This is a genomic window from Thermoplasmata archaeon, assembly GCA_035632695.1.
Taxonomy (GTDB): domain Archaea; phylum Thermoplasmatota; class Thermoplasmata; order RBG-16-68-12; family RBG-16-68-12; genus RBG-16-68-12.
Map to the genome: position 1 here is coordinate 1 of DASQGG010000193.1, position 15,195 is coordinate 15,195.

Consider the following 15,195-nt stretch of genomic DNA (forward strand, 5'->3'; position numbering starts at 1 on the left):
GGGGAGCGCGTGGTGCTCGTGACGCTGGACCTCCACCCCTCCGAGATCCGGGCGAGGGCCAAGGCGCTGCATCTCGACCTCGACGTATACGAGGGCAAGACGTTCGCGTTCGTGGATTGCTACAGCGCGACCGCATCCGAGCGCCCCGAGTCCCTGCCCGGGAAGAAGACGTTCCTCGTCTCGAGTTTCAGCAATCTGGAGGGGATCGGCATGGCCATGTCGAAAGCCGCCCAGGAGCTCGGCACCCCCGTGCGGATCTACTTCTACACGATCTCCACCCTCTTCCTCCACAACTCGACCCAGGCCATTGCGAAGTTCTTTCAAATCGTCACGAGCCGCGCGAAGATGAACATGGGGTTCATCCTGTACGCGGTCCAGGAGGGGGTCCACGAACCGATGACGATGAACCTTCTCCGGTCCCTCGTGGACGGCGTCGTCGAGATGCGCTTCACGGACGCCATGGACCACGAGGTACGGGTTCACCACATGCGGGGCTTCCAGGTGGACAGCGCCTGGCACCCCTTCGTCCAGATGCCCGGCGGCTCGGGAGGACTGTGATGGGCGAACCTCCTGTCGGCAAGCGCGTGAAGACGGGGATTCAGGTCCTGGACGACCGTCTCCACGGTGGCTTCCCCTGCCCCTCCACGCTCCTCCTGTTCAGCGACAAGCCCACGGAGAAGCGTCTGTTCGCGGAGCACTTCGCGGTCGAGGGGGCGCGTGCGGGCGAGACCACCCTGTACGTGGACTTCTACCGCGCCCCCGCCCTCGCCCGGACGGAGCTCTCCCGGTTCGGCAAGTTCCCTCCCGAGCAGCTCATCATCGTCGACGCGATCTCGAGCCAGCTGCTCATGAAGAGCGAGGAGAAGTACCGCATCGCGGACATCGGAAGCCTCACGGGGATCACGGACACCATTGTGGACGCGATTCGGACGGAACGGCCCGCGCGAGTCGTGATCGACTCCATGGAGTTCCTCGCGGACCGGTTCCCCAAGGAGGCCGTCCTCGCGGAGTGGCGGCGGATCATCCAGGAAGCCACGGCTACGAACGCAGTGAGTTGCTTCCTATTCATCAACTGGACCTACCAGGAGCGGGACCTCGGCACGATCCGCGCCATGTCCGACTTCGTCGTGGAGTTCCAGTCTTCCATGCGCGGCGGGATTCTTCGCAACTCCATGCGCATCTCCGAGATGGAGGAGGATGGGATCCGGACGAACTGGATCCCGTACACGTTCAAGGACCTCACCGGTGTGACCGTGTACTTCCCACGGATCATGGTCACGGGTCCGTTCAACGCAGGCAAGTCCACGGTGGTCAAGGCCCTCTGCGAGAAGTCGATCAGTATCGACCGGATGGGCACAACCGTCGCGTTCGACTACGGGAGCGTGAACATCACCGGCATCGAGGCCGAGGTCTTCGGCACCCCAGGCCAGGAGCGCTTCGAGTTCATCTTCCGCATCTTCGCCCGCGAGGTCAGCGGCGTGCTGCTCGTCGTCGACGCGACCCGCCCCGAGGACTTCACGCGGGCCACGCACATGCTGGAGCTCATCGGGCCGCGGATCCCGTACGTCGTCCTCGCGAACAAGTCCGACCTGCCAGGAGCCCTGGATCCGGGGGCCATCGCTCGGAAGATGGAACTCCCCGACGGAACGCCGGTCATCGCGACCATCGCGACCGAGGGCCAAGGCGTGAGCGACGCCCTGCTGATCCTGGCTGAGATGATCATCGGGGTGAGGTGAGATGACCGACGGGGCGCACACCCGATTCATCGCGATTCTCCAGGAGCTCCGACGGATCCCCGACGTGGTCGCGGTGGCGCTCGCACGCCGCGATGGCCTCCTCATCGCACACCTCCTGCCGAAGAACATGGATCCGAAGCGAATCGCGGCGATGGCGGCCGCGATCGTGGGCACCTCGGAGATGGCCGCCGACGAGATGGGGCTGGGCTCGTTCTTCCAGTCCATCGTGGACAGCGGCAAGGCCAAGATGCTGGCCACGGGGGCCGGCGAGGAGGGCATCCTGATCACGATCGTCCGCACGGACGCGAACATGGGCCTCGTCCTGCTCAGCGTCGGGAAGGCGGTCCAAGCCATCGAGGAGCTCCTGGAGCGCACCGCCGTGGAGGTGCAGGCGTGACCGACGTGTGGCAACGCCTGGAGGACGCCATGGACGATCTCGCCCACGTCACCGACATCCAAGCCGCTGCCGTGGTACGACGCGACGGCCTCGTGATCACACACACCCTCCCCGACGGCGTCGATCCCAAACTCGTCGCGGCGATGACCGCCGCGATCGTCGGGACCTCGGAGATGGCCACGGTCCAACTCGCCCAGGGGAGGTTCGAACGGGCCATCATCGAATCCGACGAGGGGAAACTGCTCAGCGTCGGCGCCGGGGAGGAGGCCCTCCTGGTCGCGTTGGTCTACAAGGACGCGAACCTGGGGCTCGTGCTCATGGCCATGGAGAAGACCGCGCGGCAGGTGGACGTCATCCTGCACGAGGAGGCTGCATCGTGAAGACCGAGGGCGAAGGGGTGTGAGATGCCCGGGACTCCCGATGGGACCAAGAGCCACCTAGACTACTGGCTCTACGGAATCGTCAAAACGGCGGGGCAGCTGGGCAACGTGCGCCTCTTCCTTCGCGCGGCCCAAGAGGTTTCCATCCGGAAGCTCCTGGAGAGCGAAGGGGGCGCGTTCCCCGGGTTCACGGATCCGCTCGAGATCCTCCGCACGTACAACGCGCTCCTCGACGCGCGGGGAGTCCTCGATGCGGGGGACATCCGGTACCGTCCCGTGGACGACGATCTGGAAGTGTCGATCGGGAAGACGTGCCCGCCCCGCGGTACATGCAGCTGGATGCACGACGAGGGCGGACGGATTCCTTGCTTCCGTGCCATCGCGATGGGCGAGGTGCTCCGCATCGTGGGCCACCGAACCTGTGATTCCTCCCTGGTCCGCTTCGACATCCCCTGCAGACTTCGATTCAGCCATCTTGGAGTGGAGGCGTCGGAAGATGGAGATTAAGAAGATCCCCACGTTCGTCGAGGGACTCGACGACGCACTCGGCGGCGGGCTCCCTACGGGACATGTGATCCTGGTGTCGGGCCTGCCCGGGACGATGAAGTCCACCCTGGCGTATGCGATCCTGCACAACAATGCGGAGAAGCGGCACGCCAAGGCGCTCTACGTAACCCTTGAGCAGACCCGCCGCAGCCTGCTCGCCCAGATGGACGCCATGGGCATCCCCACCGAGGCGGTCCGTGGCGATCTCCACTTGCTCGATGTGGGAACCATCCAGAAGGAGATCGGGAAGAGCGCCACGAAACCTTGGATTGAGTTCCTGCGGAGGAGCCTGACAACCGCCCGGGAAATCGACGGGGTGGACCTGGTGGTGATCGACTCCCTGGAGGCCCTCGAGGTCATCGCGAAGTTCCAGGACCGCCGGGCGGAGTTGTTCCAGTTCTTCGAGTGGTTGCGAGACTTCGGCGCCACGACCCTCGTCCTCGCAGAAGCAGCACCCGAGGCGGGTTTCCTCGGGTTGGAGGCGCCGCCGCAGCGGAAGGACGAGGCCTACCTCGCGGACGGCATCATCGAGCTCAAGATGCACCCGATCTCGGACGTGGAGGTCCAGCGGCGGATCCGCATCGTGAAGATGCGCGGGTCGAACCACAAGACGGGCTTCCACGCGCTCGTGTTCGAGGATGGACGGTTCCTGGTGACGTCGGTGATCAGCCTATGAAGCTCTCCGTCCAGTGCCCCTCCTGTGATTCCACGAACGACCTGGGGCAAGCGCGATGCCGGGTTTGCGGGGCGGACCTGCGCGCCGCAATGGAGGCTGCGGGGACGCGATCCACGGTGCAGCTTCAACGCGTCCTCGGAGGGGAGGTGTACCGTGCGGTGACACCCGGGGGTCGACGCCCGCCCGAAGCAACCCAGGAGATCCCCCATGAGGCGGCGCCGCCAAACGGGGAACACCCCGAGCCGCCGGCCGCAGACCCTCTCGCGACCCTTACGGAGCGCATCGCGGCCCGAGCGACCGCCGCGGGGCAGCGGTTCAAGCAATACGCCGCCGATCGCCCGCGGCACGCCGAGACCGACGACGCGAAGAGCGCGGTCACGCACCAGCTCGACTCCGCCGCCCGCGCCTTCCGCGAGCGGCGCTTCGACGTCGCCATCGAGCATCTCCTCAAGGCCATCGCCAAGGAGGACGGCGATCCGCGGTCGTGGATCCTCCTGGGGGAGGCGTACCTGCGCCTCGAACGGCCCTACAAGGCCGCCGTGGGCTATCTCCGCGCGTTGCAGCTCGACGTGTCCAACGACAATGCGTGGCTCGGGCTCGCCCGGTCCATGAAGACCATGGAGGACCTCCCGGGCGCGCTCGAAGTCCTTGATCGCACGGTGCAGTCGAACCCCGCGCTCACGGAAGCGTGGTCGGAGCGAGGCCTCGTCCTGGAGTCCCTCGACCGCCCCGCGGAGGCCGCGAAGAGCTTCCAGAAGGCGCTGGAACTACGCCCGGACCACCGGACCGCCCGCGTGCGGTACGAGAAGCTCGCGCCCAAGGCCGTCGAGCCGCCCGCCGAGCCCACTCCCGAACCCACGGAAACCGTGGCGCCCAAGCCCGAGGCGCCCCCCGCCACCGAAGCCGAGGCCGAGGAGGAGGAATTCCCGGACTTCGCCGACCTCGCCGAACTTCCGGAGACGGAGACCAAAGAGAGCGGGCCCTCGCATCCCGCCCGAATCCGCACGTTCATCGAGGGCCTCGACGAGACCATGGGAGGCGGCATCCCCTGGGGGCACGTGATCCTGGTGGAAGGCTCGCCGGGGACCATGAAGTCGTCCCTCGCGTTCTCGATCCTCGCGCAGAATGCGGCCCAAGACGGCCTGCACTGCCTTTACCTCAGCTTCGAAGAGCGGACCTCGGGCCTTCTCAAGCAGATGGGCTCGCTCAACCTGCCTCTCCATGTCCACCGCGGCTCCCTGATCGTCATGGACCCCCGGGCCGCGAAGGGGCTGCTCGCAGAACGCAAGGACTGGGTCGACGCGTTCCAAGTCGGCCTCGAGGCGGTCAAGGGGCAGCGGGGACTCGACCTCGTCGTGATCGACTCCCTCGAGGCCCTCGAGGTCCTCGCGAAGTTCAAGGACCGCCGGCGGGAGATCTTCCGTCTTTTCGAGTGGTTGCGCGACCTGGACGTGACCAGCTTCGTCATCACGGAGCGTCCGGACTGGGTCGTGGGCGGGCACGTGATCCAGGGGCGGTGGGACGAGGACTTCCTCGCGGACGGCGTCATTCACGTGCGGCAGCATCTCATCTCCGACGTCGAGGTCCAGCGCCGCCTACGCGTGGTGAAGATGCGGGGCACCAAGCACGACACGGGGTACATGGCCCTCGTCCTCGATGAGGGGCGGTTCAAGGTGACCCGCGCGATGAGCCCGTGAGGTGCGCGATGCCCCACGCTCTCGTGAAGACGTTCATCCGCGGCTTCGACGAAGAGGTCCTCCGCGGCGGCGTCCCCGAGGGCCACGTCCTCTTGGTGCGCGGCGCGAGCGGGACCATGAAGTCCTCCCTCGCGTACTACATCCTGTACCACAACGCGCTCCAGGGGACGCCGGGCCTCTACGTGACCCTCGAGCAGAGCGCCGGGAGCCTCCTCGAGCACGTGGCAGGGCTCGGACTCCAGGCCACCCGGGTCTCCGACGCGTTGCCCATCCTTGACCTGAGCCGCGGGCGGGAGCACCTCGAGGAGATGGCGGAGAAGGTGAGCTCGGCGGCCGCCTCGGACCTGCGGCAGGGGGAGGCGCTGCTCGCCGTCCTCCAGGGCAAGATCCTGGACCTGCGGCGGCGTCGGGACTTTCGGCTCCTCGCGATCGACTCTTGGGACGCGCTCGAGCTCGTCCTCGAGTTCAAGGATCGCCGCACGGAGACGTTCGCGTTCTTCGAGTGGCTGCGGGACCTCGGCGTGACCAGCTTGCTCGTATCCGAGGAGCCACCGCTGGGCGCGGGCGCGAGCGTCCTCGAGGAGGAGTTCCTCGCGGACGGCATCCTCCATCTTCGCATGGCGCCCGTGTCCGAGACCGCATTCCAGCGGCGCCTGCAGTGCACGAAGATGCGGAGCGTGAACCAGGATAGCGAGGACCACACCCTGCTCTTCGAGAATGGACGGTTCGAGGTCGCGCGGGCGATTGGGTGAGTCCATGCCCCGCCGACTCCTGAGCCTGCTCGCCCGCGCCGGGCTGCTCTTCCTCCTCTCCGTGGTTCTTGTGTTCGGGTTCTGGGAACACCGGAACTTCTACCAGATCGGGTTCACGAACCTGCTCATCCTCGGGGGGCTCGTCACGTTCCTCGTGATCCTCGGGTTCCGCCTCGCGCTCTCGGGTGACCTGCCCCGCCGGCGACCTCTGGGGGAGCTCGCCTTCACGCTCGACGAAGGAGACCGCATCCTCCGGGGAGGCGCGGAACTCACGATCCGACCGCTCCGCGACGAAGCGTTCCCCGTCGTGGGCCAGGTCGTGCGCGCGACGTACGACACGGGCCGGGAATTCGGTCGCCTCCTCGTGGTCGACGGGACGCGGAAGCTCCTCGCGGACCTCACGGAAGACGAGGCTCGGAGGGCCGGGTACCGGACCGCGGCCGAACTCCGCGACGCGGGCATGGTCCGATGGCGATGGAAGCCGGGAGACCTGGTCGCCATCCTGCGTCTGCGTCCCTTGGGAGGCGGGCGATGATCGCGTACAGCATGGCCGTCGGCGTGGGTCTCGTGATCGACGCCTGGCTCCTGGCCCTCGTTCTCCTGCGGAGTCACCGCCCCTGGCTCCAGGCCACCTTCGCCGCCCTGGTCCTCACGTACATCGTGAACGGCGCCGCGTTCATCGGGACCGCGGAGGGATTCTTGCCCGTCGCGTGGGAGCCCGTGGTCCTGTGGACGTTTGTCCTCACCCATCCCCTGACCGCGATCCTGGTCCTCACCCTAATCCACGGCGAAACCGTGCCGCGGCGGCGCCCTGCCGCGTTCGCCCTCCTGGCCCTCGTGCCCCTCGTCGTCCTTTTGACGCCGAGTGCGGATTGGGCCGTGCAGCACGCGTACGAACCGAACGTTCTCGGGGCCTTCCTCATCGTCTGCCTCGGTGTCGCGCTCGCGGAGCCGGTCTACATGCGGCTGACGAGCCTTCTGTACGCCGCGGATTCCTTCTGGCTTACGGCAGCGGTCGCCGCACTCATCGTCGGCGGCCCGATCTACGCTCTCGAGTTCCCCGATCTCGGCATCGCGGCCTCCTCAGGATCCAACGTCGCGGCTCCCGTCGCGGTCGCCCTGTTCGCGTTCGTCCTGTTCCATACGGAACCCTATGAGGTGCCGCACCTCCCACGCCAACGGTCCCCCGCGGTCCGAAACGAATTGGCGCCGGGGACCGCCGTCGTGTTCGACGAAGCCCGGCCCAAGTACGCGGCGCACGTCGCTCGCGCGGCGCACCAGGCGGGCGCATCCGCCCTCGTGATCGCTCGGCTCGCCGCGATCTCCGACTACGGAACGCCTTCGGACTTCGCGGCTCTTCAGCCGACCCGATACGGCGCGTCCCGCACGCTGGGGACCGCGTCCGAGTTCTGGGCACGGTCGCCGGGAGGGACCGCGGTCCTCCTCGACACCGCGGACGTTGTGATGATGTCCTCGTGGCCTTGGGCGGAGGAAGCGGTGCTCCGGATGGCCGGCGTGGCCCGAGGCACGCGATCGCGCCTCGTGATCTCCGCATCCCGACTCACCTCGCAGGAGAAGGAGGCGCTCCGTGGCCATCGCCTGGGCTGGTGGGTCCTTCCGGACCCAGCCGAGGAAATGCAGGCCGTCCTCGCGCAATCCTTCGGGCCGGGGGCGCGTCAGCTCCTCGAGGCGTTCGCCCGCGGCCGCGGCACGCGCAGGGAGGACCTGACCCTCAGCGACACCGAGCCCTTCCTTCAATTCCTCGACCGGGCCGTGTCGGAACTCGGCTCGCCCGCGGCCGACGACGCCGCGCGCTCGGGACTCCGGGCCCAGACCTCCAGCGCGGCCACGGCGCTCCGTGCCTTCGCGGCTCGATTGCCGGACGAGGTATCCACCGGCGACTGGCCGTCGAGGCAGTCCACCGAGATCGACCGAGGGATCCTGGTGACCGCTGCGGATTACTGGAAAGGTAAGGAGATGGATGAGCTGTTCGCCGTCGCGAGCGACCTAGGCGACCGCGGATCCCTCTTCGAACGCACCCGCGCGGTCTTCGTCGACCAGCTTGGGGACGCAGGAGAGGGCATTCTGCGCTCGGAACTCGCGAAGCTCGGGAAGCGGGCGGAGGACTTGCGGCCCGAGGACGTGGCCCGCCTCGCGGACCGGGCCGCGGTTGACCTGGTGGCCCTGGCCGAAGTCGTGGACGTCCCGCAGGAGCGGGAGCGGATCCAAGGGCAGGTCGAATCCATTCGCCGACGGCTCGAGGCACTCGCGGGGGAGACCCGATGAACTTCCTGAAGACGTACGTCGACGGGCTCGACGAAATCCTCGGCAAGGGAGTCCCGCAGGGCAGCATCGTCCTGATCTCCGGCGCGCCGGGCACGATGAAGACCTCCTTGAGCTTCCACATCCTGCACGCGAACGCCCGCAACGGGGTCCGCGGCCTGTACGTGTCCTTGGAGCAGAGTCGCGCCAGCCTCCTGGACCACACGGAGGGCCTCGGGTACCGCCTCGCCGACGTCGAGGGCAGCCTGAGTGTCCTCGATCTCGCGGCCCTGAGAAAGAAGCTCACGAGTCCCACGGATCAACCGTGGATGGACCTGTTCAAGCTCTACGCGAAGGGGCTCCGGCAGAACCTGGACTACGGCCTGCTCGTCATCGACTCCCTGGACGCCCTCGAGATCCTCGCGAAGTTCCGGGACGTCCGGCGCGAGCTCTTCGACCTGATCCGATGGCTCCGCGGGCTCGACTGCACCACGTTCCTCCTCGCGGAGCTCCCCAGCGAGGACGGTCCCTCGGGCCAGGCCTTCGCGAAGCATAAGGAAGAGTACCTTGCGGACGGAGTCGTGCACCTGCGCCTGGCCCGCCAAGGCGAGTTCGGGATGCAGCGGCAGCTGCGGATCGTGAAGATGCGCGGCACGCGTCACGACACGGGGTACCACGCACTCGTCTTCGACAACGGGTTCAAGGTCACCCGGATCATGGCGTGAACGGGTTCAGTCGCGGACGACGAACTCCTCGACGCGGTCCTTGGCCTTCTCGCGCGCCTCGTGGTGCTTCTTCAGGAACGGCCTCACGAGGCCCCACAGCTCCTGCTTGCATTCCCCGCAGAGACGCTCGCCGGACCGGCAGGTCCTTTCGACCTCGGCCAGGTGAGCGTCGTCCGGATCGAAGATATACTCGTAGAAGTTGAAGATCGGGCAGATATCCGGGTTCGCGCCCAGGCGACGCTGCTCCTCCACGGTCGTACGGCCTCCCGTAAAGGCGTTCTTGATCTTGTGCTCAGCCACCCTCTCCGAATCCGTGGTGAAGATGCTCGATTCGGGGATCGACGCGGACATCTTCGCGGTCGGTCCCTGGAGGCTCATCAGGAGCTTGTTGTGGATGAGCGCCGGTTTCGGGTAGCCGAGTTTCGGCGCGACGTCGCGCGCCACGCGGAAGTGGGGATCTTGGTCGATACCGCACGGGATCAGGACCGGGACTGATTTCTTCGCCAACACGCTCGGCAGAAAGGCCGGGGCGGCCTGGATGCTCGTGTAGAAGATCTCGCCGATGTTGTTCGAGTTGGTGAAACCGAAAACGGCTTGGGTGGTCGAGAAGGTGATCCGCTTTGCCGCCTGCACGGCGATCGGGTACAGCCGGTGGATATACTCCGTGTCGATGAGGATCCGCGTGAGCTTGGGGTCGAAGCCCATGGCGATGATGTCCAGGATGTTGTCATACCCGACCTTGGTCGCCTGAGAGAGATCGTCGAAATCCTTGAACAGGAACTTCTCGTCGTCGGTGATCTGGAAGTAGAGCGTCGCCTTGAACTTCTCCTGGAGCCACCGGGTGAAGAACCAGGGGAGCATGTGGCCGATGTGGATTCCGCTCGAAGGACCTCGCCCCGTGTAGAGGGCGAACGGGTGCCCCTTCTCGAATTCGTCGAGAATCCAGGTCACGTCGCGGTGGCTGTAGAAGATGCCGCGCCGCAGCATGAGGTGGAGGCCACCCGCATGACGCCGGATGCGCTCGAGCAGCTCGGGCGTGATCCGTTCCGTCCCGAACTGGGTCACGAGCCGGTCGTAGTCGATGGACCCCTTGACCTCCCAAGGGGTGACCACGAAATCCTCGGGCATTTGCGCGGAGTATCCGGGGCCTGTAGATAAATGCATTCCATCTTCGAGGCACTAGGTCCTCACGGGCGTGCGGGCACGGCGGAGGTAGAGACCAACACCCGCGCCCACAAGGCCAACGGCGTCCACGAGGATGAACCAGGGATCCCAGAGCGCCGCTCCGGGGGCCATGAGCGCCGCGCCGAACGCAAGGCCGATGAGCAGGGCGGCGTCGTCCCGTCCCTCCTTCCATAGCTCCCCTCGCACAATCTGCCGCCGGTAGCTCCGGGAGCCGATGAAGAGCGTCGGGGAGTATCGGTACAGGTTCGCGAAGCCCGTCCACGCCAGGATGGCGGCCAGGAGGTACGCGAAGCCTCCCCAGAGGAACAGGAGCGTGGTCACGTAGAGGAAGGAGGCGTGGGCTACGAGCGCGACGATGGCGGAGAACACGAGCAGGACCGCTGCGATCACGAGGTACGTCTTCACGAAGTCCGTGACGCCCCGGGCCATGCGACGTCCCCAATCCCCACCCCGCGCTTAAGGGTTGGCCGGCGCGCGCTCAGACCATGATTGCGTGGCGCGCGCGCATGTCCGCCTCGGTCTGCCCGAGGCGCTCCATGACCTGGGCGACGATCCCGTCCAGCAGGATGAGGCACGCGTCCTCGAACAAGGTGCCCAGCGGCGCGAGGCGCGACTGCTCCGTGCCGCCGTTCAACTGCAGGAGCAGCACCACGTTGCTCGCATGGGAGAGCTTGGATCCCCGCACGCCGGTCACGGAGACCACCTTCGCCCCGACGCGGCGCGCGATGTTCGCGACCTGGTTCGCGCTCATCGTGGTGCCCGTGTTGGAGACGATGAGGACGGCGTCGCCGTCGCGGACCACGGGCGTGATCGTTTCTCCGATGAAGTAGCAATCGATCCCCAGTTGGACGAGGCGCATCGCGAAGGCCCGGGCCGCGAGCCCGCTCCGGCCCACGCCGTACACGAACACGTGCTTCGCGGACACGACGATGTCCACGGTCTCGTCGATCTCCTTGGAACGGTCCGCGCCAAGCGCCCGGGAGAGGTTCTCCACCAGGAAGGCGTACGCCTCCGACGCGGATCCCCTCGGCGGGGGCGCGGCGCTCATCGCCGGCGCGCCTCCCGTTCGGGCTTCTCGGGCCGCTCGGGCCTCGCCTCGGGCTCGGGCTTCGTGGGCCGCATCAGGCGCTTTGCGAGGACGCGCTCCAGGATGACCTTCATGTACATCGCGTCGTGCTCGAGGAGCGGCGAGGAGGAGACGATCGTCAGATCGTAGTCCTCGTCCAGGAGGCATTCCGCGAGGGGCTCGAAGCGCAGGTCGCCCTTCTTGATGGGCGTATACCGCAGCTCGTTCCCGTCCGCGTGCTCCACGCCCGAGAAGTGCGTGTGCATGTGACCGTCCTCGGCGACCTTCTCGACCTTCCCGAGGACGTCGTCGAAGTCCTCGGGGCGCTTGAACAGCCCGAACCCGCGGGCGTGCACGTGAGCGAAGTTCAACACGGGGGCGATGCCCTTCACGTTCTTCGTGAGCTTGAGAATCTCATCGAGGCTCCCGACGACCTCCTGCCGGCCGCTCGCCTCGATGCCTAGGCGCGCGTGAATCTTCGCCTTGCGGTACCCGTCCCGTAGGTTTCGCAGGTTCTTCTGGATGGAGTCGAGCGCGACCTTGTGGTCCACCTCGCCGAACATGCCGAGATGCGTGATCACCATCGTGGCACTCATCGCCTCGGCGAGCATGCCCGCCCACATCACGCTCTGCATGCTCTTCGCTGCCAATCCGTCTGCGTCCGCGAGGTCCATGTAGTACGGGGTGTGCAGGGAGAGCTCGATGTCGAGCTCCCGCGCGAGGGCACCCAGCTCTCCGAGCTCCAGGTAGTCCCGCGCGACGCCCGAGGCGAGGCTGTAGAGCACGTCGCCCTTCTGGATCTTCTCCTGCAGGCTCGAGAGGAGGATCTCCTTCCGGTCCTCCTTCCGCCCGATCTGGACCACGAGTTCGCCGGGGATCTCCCGGGGTGTGAGGCCGAGGTCCTCGTCGCCTGCGTACCGCTCGTTCAGGTTCACGCGGACCAGCTGGACCTCCATCGCCGTGAGGCCCAGGTTGTGGATGTCCTCGATTCCGTCCCGCAGGGTGCGCCCCTTGCAGGACAACGGGATGCCCGAAGGACCAAAACGTATCATGGAGTCTCCGTCGGCGCGCCCTCAGCCGAGGACTATTATTCCGCGGTGGATGATATTAATAGTTTTGTGGACGCGAATAGACCGCGAGGACCGCGGACCTCTCAAGGGACGCATCACTCCACGCCTCTCCAGGCCCGCAGGGCGGTCGAGCACGAGAACCTTTCGGCGTCCGCGCCTCGCGCTGCGTCCTCCAGGAGAGGTCGCCCAAACCTTTATATCAAGCACGGGTTTAACGCCGCTTCGCGAGGCCCCTTCTCATGGCCAGGACCCCTAAGACGAACGCTCAACTCACCCGGGTTGTCCAGGAGTTGCGGGAGCTCTCGCGGGAGAACGGGGTCCCAATCTGGCGGGACGTGGCCGACCGCCTGGAGCGGTCCCGAAAGAACTGGTCCGAGGTCAACCTGTCCCGCGTGAGCCGCTACGCAGGCAAGGGCGAGCAGGTCGTCGTGCCCGGCGTTCTGCTCGCGGCGGGGGACCTGACGATTCCGGTCACCGTGGCCGCGTTCCGGGCCTCGGCCGCCGCTCGGAAGAAGGTCGAGGCCGCCGGAGGGCGATCCGTGAGCCTGCTCGAGCTCGCGGTGCAGAATCCGAAAGGAAGCGGCGTCCGGATCCTGGGGTAGTCATGACGGTGATCATCGACGGCACGGGGCATGTGGTCGGCCGCCTCTCCTCCGAGGTCGCCAAGCGCATCCTCCGGGGCGAGGAGATCGTCATCGTGAACGCCGAGAAGACAATCATCACGGGTGCGCGGAGCCGCGTCTTCCACACGTATCTGGAGAAGCGGCAACGGGGCAGCACGGCGAGCCGGATGCGGGGCATCGGACCCCTCTTTCCGCGGCGCCCCGACATGATCCTCCGTAGGACGATCAGCCGCATGGTCCCCCACCAGCAGGCCCGCGGGCGGGAGGCGCTCAAGCGCCTGCGCGTGTTCATGGACGTGCCCGCGGAGTACAAGGCGGGACCGTTCGAGACGATCGCCACGGCGAAGCGGCCGCCCCAGGGGCCCGTGATGAGCCTCGGCGAGGTCTCCCGCATGCTCGGCTCCAAGTTCTAGGTGTCCCCATGGCGAAGGCAATCGTGGCGAGCGGAAAGCGGAAGATGGCCGTGGCCCGGGCGAACCTCACGAAGGGGCGAGGCGTCGTGCGCGTGAACAGCGTGCCCGTGGAAATCATCCCGCACGAGCTGGCGCGGATGAAGATCCTGGAGCCACTGAAGCTCGCCGGCAAGAAGGTCGAGTCGATCGACATCAGCGTGAACGTGCAGGGAGGCGGCGTCATGGGCCAGGCGGACGCGGTGCGCACCGCGATCGCCCGCGGCCTCGTCCAGTACCTGAACGACCCGGACCTAGAGACCCTGTTCCGGGAGTACGACCGCACCTTGATCGTGCCCGACACCCGGCGGAAGCTGCCCAAGAAGCCCCTGGGCCGCGGCGCCCGGAAGAAGCGCCAGAAGTCGTACCGGTGATTCCATGATCATCCCCGTCCGCTGCTTCACCTGCGGGAAGGTCGTCTCGAGCGCCTGGCAGCCGTTCCTCGACCGCACGCGGGGTGGCGAGGAGCCCCGCAAGGTGCTCGACGAGCTCGGCCTCACGCGCTATTGCTGCCGCCGCATGATTCTCTCCCACGCGGAACTCATCGACGAGGTTGCGCCGTTCGGCTAGGCAAAACAGGCAGACCGTGCGAGAGCTCCTCGACGGATTCCATGAAGGCGTAAATAGGAAGCCCACCATCCGCCGCCGCATGGGGCGGAAGGGGTTCTTGGCAGTTGGGCTCGCGACTCTTGTGGGCGTCCTGATGGTTGCGGCGGCCGTCTTCACGACGGTACCGGTCTCCAGCTCGGCTCCCGGGCTCGTCGCCGCGCAGGCGGTGGGGTACCACCCGCCGCTCGTGCGGGCTCCCCGAATCGCGCCCGCAGGCTTCGCGTTTGTCTCGAACTTCGAGGACGGCACCTTGGACGGCTGGACGACCGTGTCTGGGACGGCCACGATTAGCACGACGACCACGTACTCGGGCGAGCCGGCACTCCAACTGGACGCCGGGAAGACCCAGTCCGGTGTGGTCAGTCACGCGCTGCCTCGTGAGAACGGTACGCTATCCTTCCAAGTCGCGATCGATGCCGGTGGGAATTCGGGATACCTCGCCTTCGTGGACGGGACGAGCAGCGTCGTCGCGGTGGTAGGTGTCTCGGCCGGGAACGTCGTCGCCGGGGCCGATTTCAAGGCCACGCAGGTCATTGAACCGGTTCCCACGGGCACCGCCTATCCCGCCGGCTGGGTGTACCTCACGGGCAACCTGGTCAACGTGAGCACCAAGTCGTCCGTCGCCTGGACCCTACAACTGTTCGTGGACCGCACGGACGTCGTCGCGGCGAACCTCAGCGTGCCCGAGGCCGGGTCGACCGCGGGGAGCCTGCTCGAAACGACGTCCGGGACCGTGTTCTACACGAACGTCATCCTCACCACGTACGGCATCCCGACGTACCTCCCCGGATACAACAACATGATGGGCTACGGCCAGGGGTCCGGACTCGTCGTCCAGCTCCTGCCCGCGTACACGACCGTGAGTGCGGAGATGGTCCTGCACTCCTGGGACACACCGCAGACGGGCATCCTGAGCTTCCAGATCAACGCCCTCAACCTGTACGGGACCACGCGGTCCTCGTGCGTCGGCTTCTACCAGCTGGGGATCGACCTGAACCCGGACGGGATGATCGCTCCCTGGT

Annotated in this window: 20 protein-coding genes; 16 read left to right on the plus strand and 4 right to left on the minus strand. The window is 66.7% G+C overall.

Annotated features, from left to right (window positions below; translation table 11 throughout):
- The 11 genes from VEY12_12040 to VEY12_12090 all read left to right on the plus strand — a co-directional run.
- A partial coding sequence (locus VEY12_12040; protein ID HYM40848.1) for an ATPase domain-containing protein occupies positions 1–558 on the plus strand: 558 nt, incomplete at its 5' end.
- Positions 558–1,736 (plus strand): ATPase domain-containing protein, encoded by a 1,179-nt coding sequence (locus VEY12_12045; protein ID HYM40849.1) that lies wholly within the window; start codon positions 558–560, stop codon positions 1,734–1,736. The genes VEY12_12040 and VEY12_12045, both read left to right, overlap by 1 nt.
- 1 nt (position 1,737) lies before the next feature.
- Positions 1,738–2,133, plus strand: coding sequence for a roadblock/LC7 domain-containing protein (locus VEY12_12050; protein HYM40850.1), 396 nt, complete (start codon positions 1,738–1,740; stop codon positions 2,131–2,133).
- A complete protein-coding gene (locus tag VEY12_12055) occupies positions 2,130–2,513 on the plus strand; it encodes a roadblock/LC7 domain-containing protein (GenBank protein HYM40851.1) in 384 nt (127 codons plus the stop codon). The genes VEY12_12050 and VEY12_12055 overlap by 4 nt, the downstream gene beginning before the upstream one ends.
- Positions 2,514–2,537: 24 nt before the next feature.
- Positions 2,538–3,020, plus strand: coding sequence for a hypothetical protein (locus VEY12_12060; protein HYM40852.1), 483 nt, complete (start codon positions 2,538–2,540; stop codon positions 3,018–3,020).
- Complete coding sequence (locus VEY12_12065; protein ID HYM40853.1) at positions 3,010–3,735, plus strand: ATPase domain-containing protein; 726 nt, start codon at positions 3,010–3,012, stop codon at positions 3,733–3,735. Before VEY12_12060 ends, VEY12_12065 begins: the two co-directional genes overlap by 11 nt.
- Positions 3,732–5,432, plus strand: coding sequence for a tetratricopeptide repeat protein (locus tag VEY12_12070; GenBank protein HYM40854.1), 1,701 nt, complete (start codon positions 3,732–3,734; stop codon positions 5,430–5,432). Before VEY12_12065 ends, VEY12_12070 begins: the two co-directional genes overlap by 4 nt.
- An 8-nt stretch (positions 5,433–5,440) precedes the next feature.
- On the plus strand, positions 5,441–6,184 hold the full coding sequence (locus VEY12_12075) for an ATPase domain-containing protein (GenBank protein ID HYM40855.1): 744 nt from the start codon (positions 5,441–5,443) through the stop codon (positions 6,182–6,184).
- Between the two features lie 4 nt (positions 6,185–6,188).
- Positions 6,189–6,719, plus strand: coding sequence for a hypothetical protein (locus tag VEY12_12080; protein HYM40856.1), 531 nt, complete (start codon positions 6,189–6,191; stop codon positions 6,717–6,719).
- Entirely contained in the window at positions 6,716–8,470 is a 1,755-nt protein-coding gene (locus tag VEY12_12085; GenBank protein ID HYM40857.1) for a hypothetical protein, read from the plus strand. Before VEY12_12080 ends, VEY12_12085 begins: the two co-directional genes overlap by 4 nt.
- Positions 8,467–9,171 carry an ATPase domain-containing protein gene (locus VEY12_12090; protein HYM40858.1) on the plus strand — a complete coding sequence of 235 codons (705 nt, stop codon included), beginning with the start codon at positions 8,467–8,469 and terminating at the stop codon, positions 9,169–9,171. The genes VEY12_12085 and VEY12_12090 overlap by 4 nt, the downstream gene beginning before the upstream one ends.
- Positions 9,172–9,177: 6 nt before the next feature.
- On the opposite strand, the gene VEY12_12095 is transcribed toward VEY12_12090, so the two are convergent.
- From VEY12_12095 to VEY12_12110, 4 genes are read right to left on the minus strand one after another with little or no spacing between them, the layout of a single operon-like run.
- Positions 9,178–10,299, minus strand: coding sequence for a tryptophan--tRNA ligase (locus tag VEY12_12095; GenBank protein ID HYM40859.1), 1,122 nt, complete (start codon positions 10,297–10,299; stop codon positions 9,178–9,180).
- Between the two features lie 51 nt (positions 10,300–10,350).
- Entirely contained in the window at positions 10,351–10,785 is a 435-nt protein-coding gene (locus tag VEY12_12100; protein ID HYM40860.1) for a hypothetical protein, read from the minus strand.
- Between the two features lie 49 nt (positions 10,786–10,834).
- Complete coding sequence (locus VEY12_12105) at positions 10,835–11,404, minus strand: SIS domain-containing protein (protein ID HYM40861.1); 570 nt, start codon at positions 11,402–11,404, stop codon at positions 10,835–10,837.
- Positions 11,401–12,444, minus strand: coding sequence for a TIM barrel protein (locus tag VEY12_12110; GenBank protein HYM40862.1), 1,044 nt, complete (start codon positions 12,442–12,444; stop codon positions 11,401–11,403). Before VEY12_12110 ends, VEY12_12105 begins: the two co-directional genes overlap by 4 nt.
- A gap of 287 nt (positions 12,445–12,731) precedes the next feature.
- Here VEY12_12110 and VEY12_12115 point away from each other — a divergent pair, with 287 nt between their 5' ends.
- From VEY12_12115 to VEY12_12135, 5 genes are all read left to right on the plus strand, one after another.
- Positions 12,732–13,094: a 50S ribosomal protein L18e gene (locus VEY12_12115; protein HYM40863.1), complete on the plus strand. Its 363-nt coding sequence runs from the start codon at positions 12,732–12,734 to the stop codon at positions 13,092–13,094.
- Between the two features lie 2 nt (positions 13,095–13,096).
- Positions 13,097–13,528 (plus strand): 50S ribosomal protein L13, encoded by a 432-nt coding sequence (locus tag VEY12_12120; protein HYM40864.1) that lies wholly within the window; start codon positions 13,097–13,099, stop codon positions 13,526–13,528.
- 8 nt (positions 13,529–13,536) lie between these two features.
- Positions 13,537–13,938 carry a 30S ribosomal protein S9 gene (locus tag VEY12_12125; GenBank protein HYM40865.1) on the plus strand — a complete coding sequence of 134 codons (402 nt, stop codon included), beginning with the start codon at positions 13,537–13,539 and terminating at the stop codon, positions 13,936–13,938.
- 4 nt (positions 13,939–13,942) lie between these two features.
- Entirely contained in the window at positions 13,943–14,134 is a 192-nt protein-coding gene (locus tag VEY12_12130) for a DNA-directed RNA polymerase subunit N (protein HYM40866.1), read from the plus strand.
- Positions 14,135–14,213: 79 nt separating this feature from the next.
- On the plus strand, positions 14,214–15,195 hold a 982-nt coding region (locus VEY12_12135; GenBank protein HYM40867.1), incomplete at its 3' end, for a hypothetical protein.

Coding starts and splice junctions, on each gene's coding strand:
- VEY12_12125 (HYM40865.1), top strand. CDS start 13,537: ATGGCGAAGGCAATCGTGGCGAGCGGAAAGCGGAAGATGGCCGTGGCC.
- VEY12_12045 (HYM40849.1), top strand. CDS start 558: ATGGGCGAACCTCCTGTCGGCAAGCGCGTGAAGACGGGGATTCAGGTC.
- VEY12_12100 (HYM40860.1), bottom strand. CDS start 10,785: ATGGCCCGGGGCGTCACGGACTTCGTGAAGACGTACCTCGTGATCGCA.
- VEY12_12075 (HYM40855.1), top strand. CDS start 5,441: ATGCCCCACGCTCTCGTGAAGACGTTCATCCGCGGCTTCGACGAAGAG.
- VEY12_12080 (HYM40856.1), top strand. CDS start 6,189: ATGCCCCGCCGACTCCTGAGCCTGCTCGCCCGCGCCGGGCTGCTCTTC.
- VEY12_12050 (HYM40850.1), top strand. CDS start 1,738: ATGACCGACGGGGCGCACACCCGATTCATCGCGATTCTCCAGGAGCTC.
- VEY12_12120 (HYM40864.1), top strand. CDS start 13,097: ATGACGGTGATCATCGACGGCACGGGGCATGTGGTCGGCCGCCTCTCC.
- VEY12_12095 (HYM40859.1), bottom strand. CDS start 10,299: ATGCCCGAGGATTTCGTGGTCACCCCTTGGGAGGTCAAGGGGTCCATC.
- VEY12_12090 (HYM40858.1), top strand. CDS start 8,467: ATGAACTTCCTGAAGACGTACGTCGACGGGCTCGACGAAATCCTCGGC.
- VEY12_12115 (HYM40863.1), top strand. CDS start 12,732: ATGGCCAGGACCCCTAAGACGAACGCTCAACTCACCCGGGTTGTCCAG.
- VEY12_12085 (HYM40857.1), top strand. CDS start 6,716: ATGATCGCGTACAGCATGGCCGTCGGCGTGGGTCTCGTGATCGACGCC.
- VEY12_12060 (HYM40852.1), top strand. CDS start 2,538: ATGCCCGGGACTCCCGATGGGACCAAGAGCCACCTAGACTACTGGCTC.
- VEY12_12105 (HYM40861.1), bottom strand. CDS start 11,404: ATGAGCGCCGCGCCCCCGCCGAGGGGATCCGCGTCGGAGGCGTACGCC.
- VEY12_12130 (HYM40866.1), top strand. CDS start 13,943: ATGATCATCCCCGTCCGCTGCTTCACCTGCGGGAAGGTCGTCTCGAGC.
- VEY12_12070 (HYM40854.1), top strand. CDS start 3,732: ATGAAGCTCTCCGTCCAGTGCCCCTCCTGTGATTCCACGAACGACCTG.
- VEY12_12065 (HYM40853.1), top strand. CDS start 3,010: ATGGAGATTAAGAAGATCCCCACGTTCGTCGAGGGACTCGACGACGCA.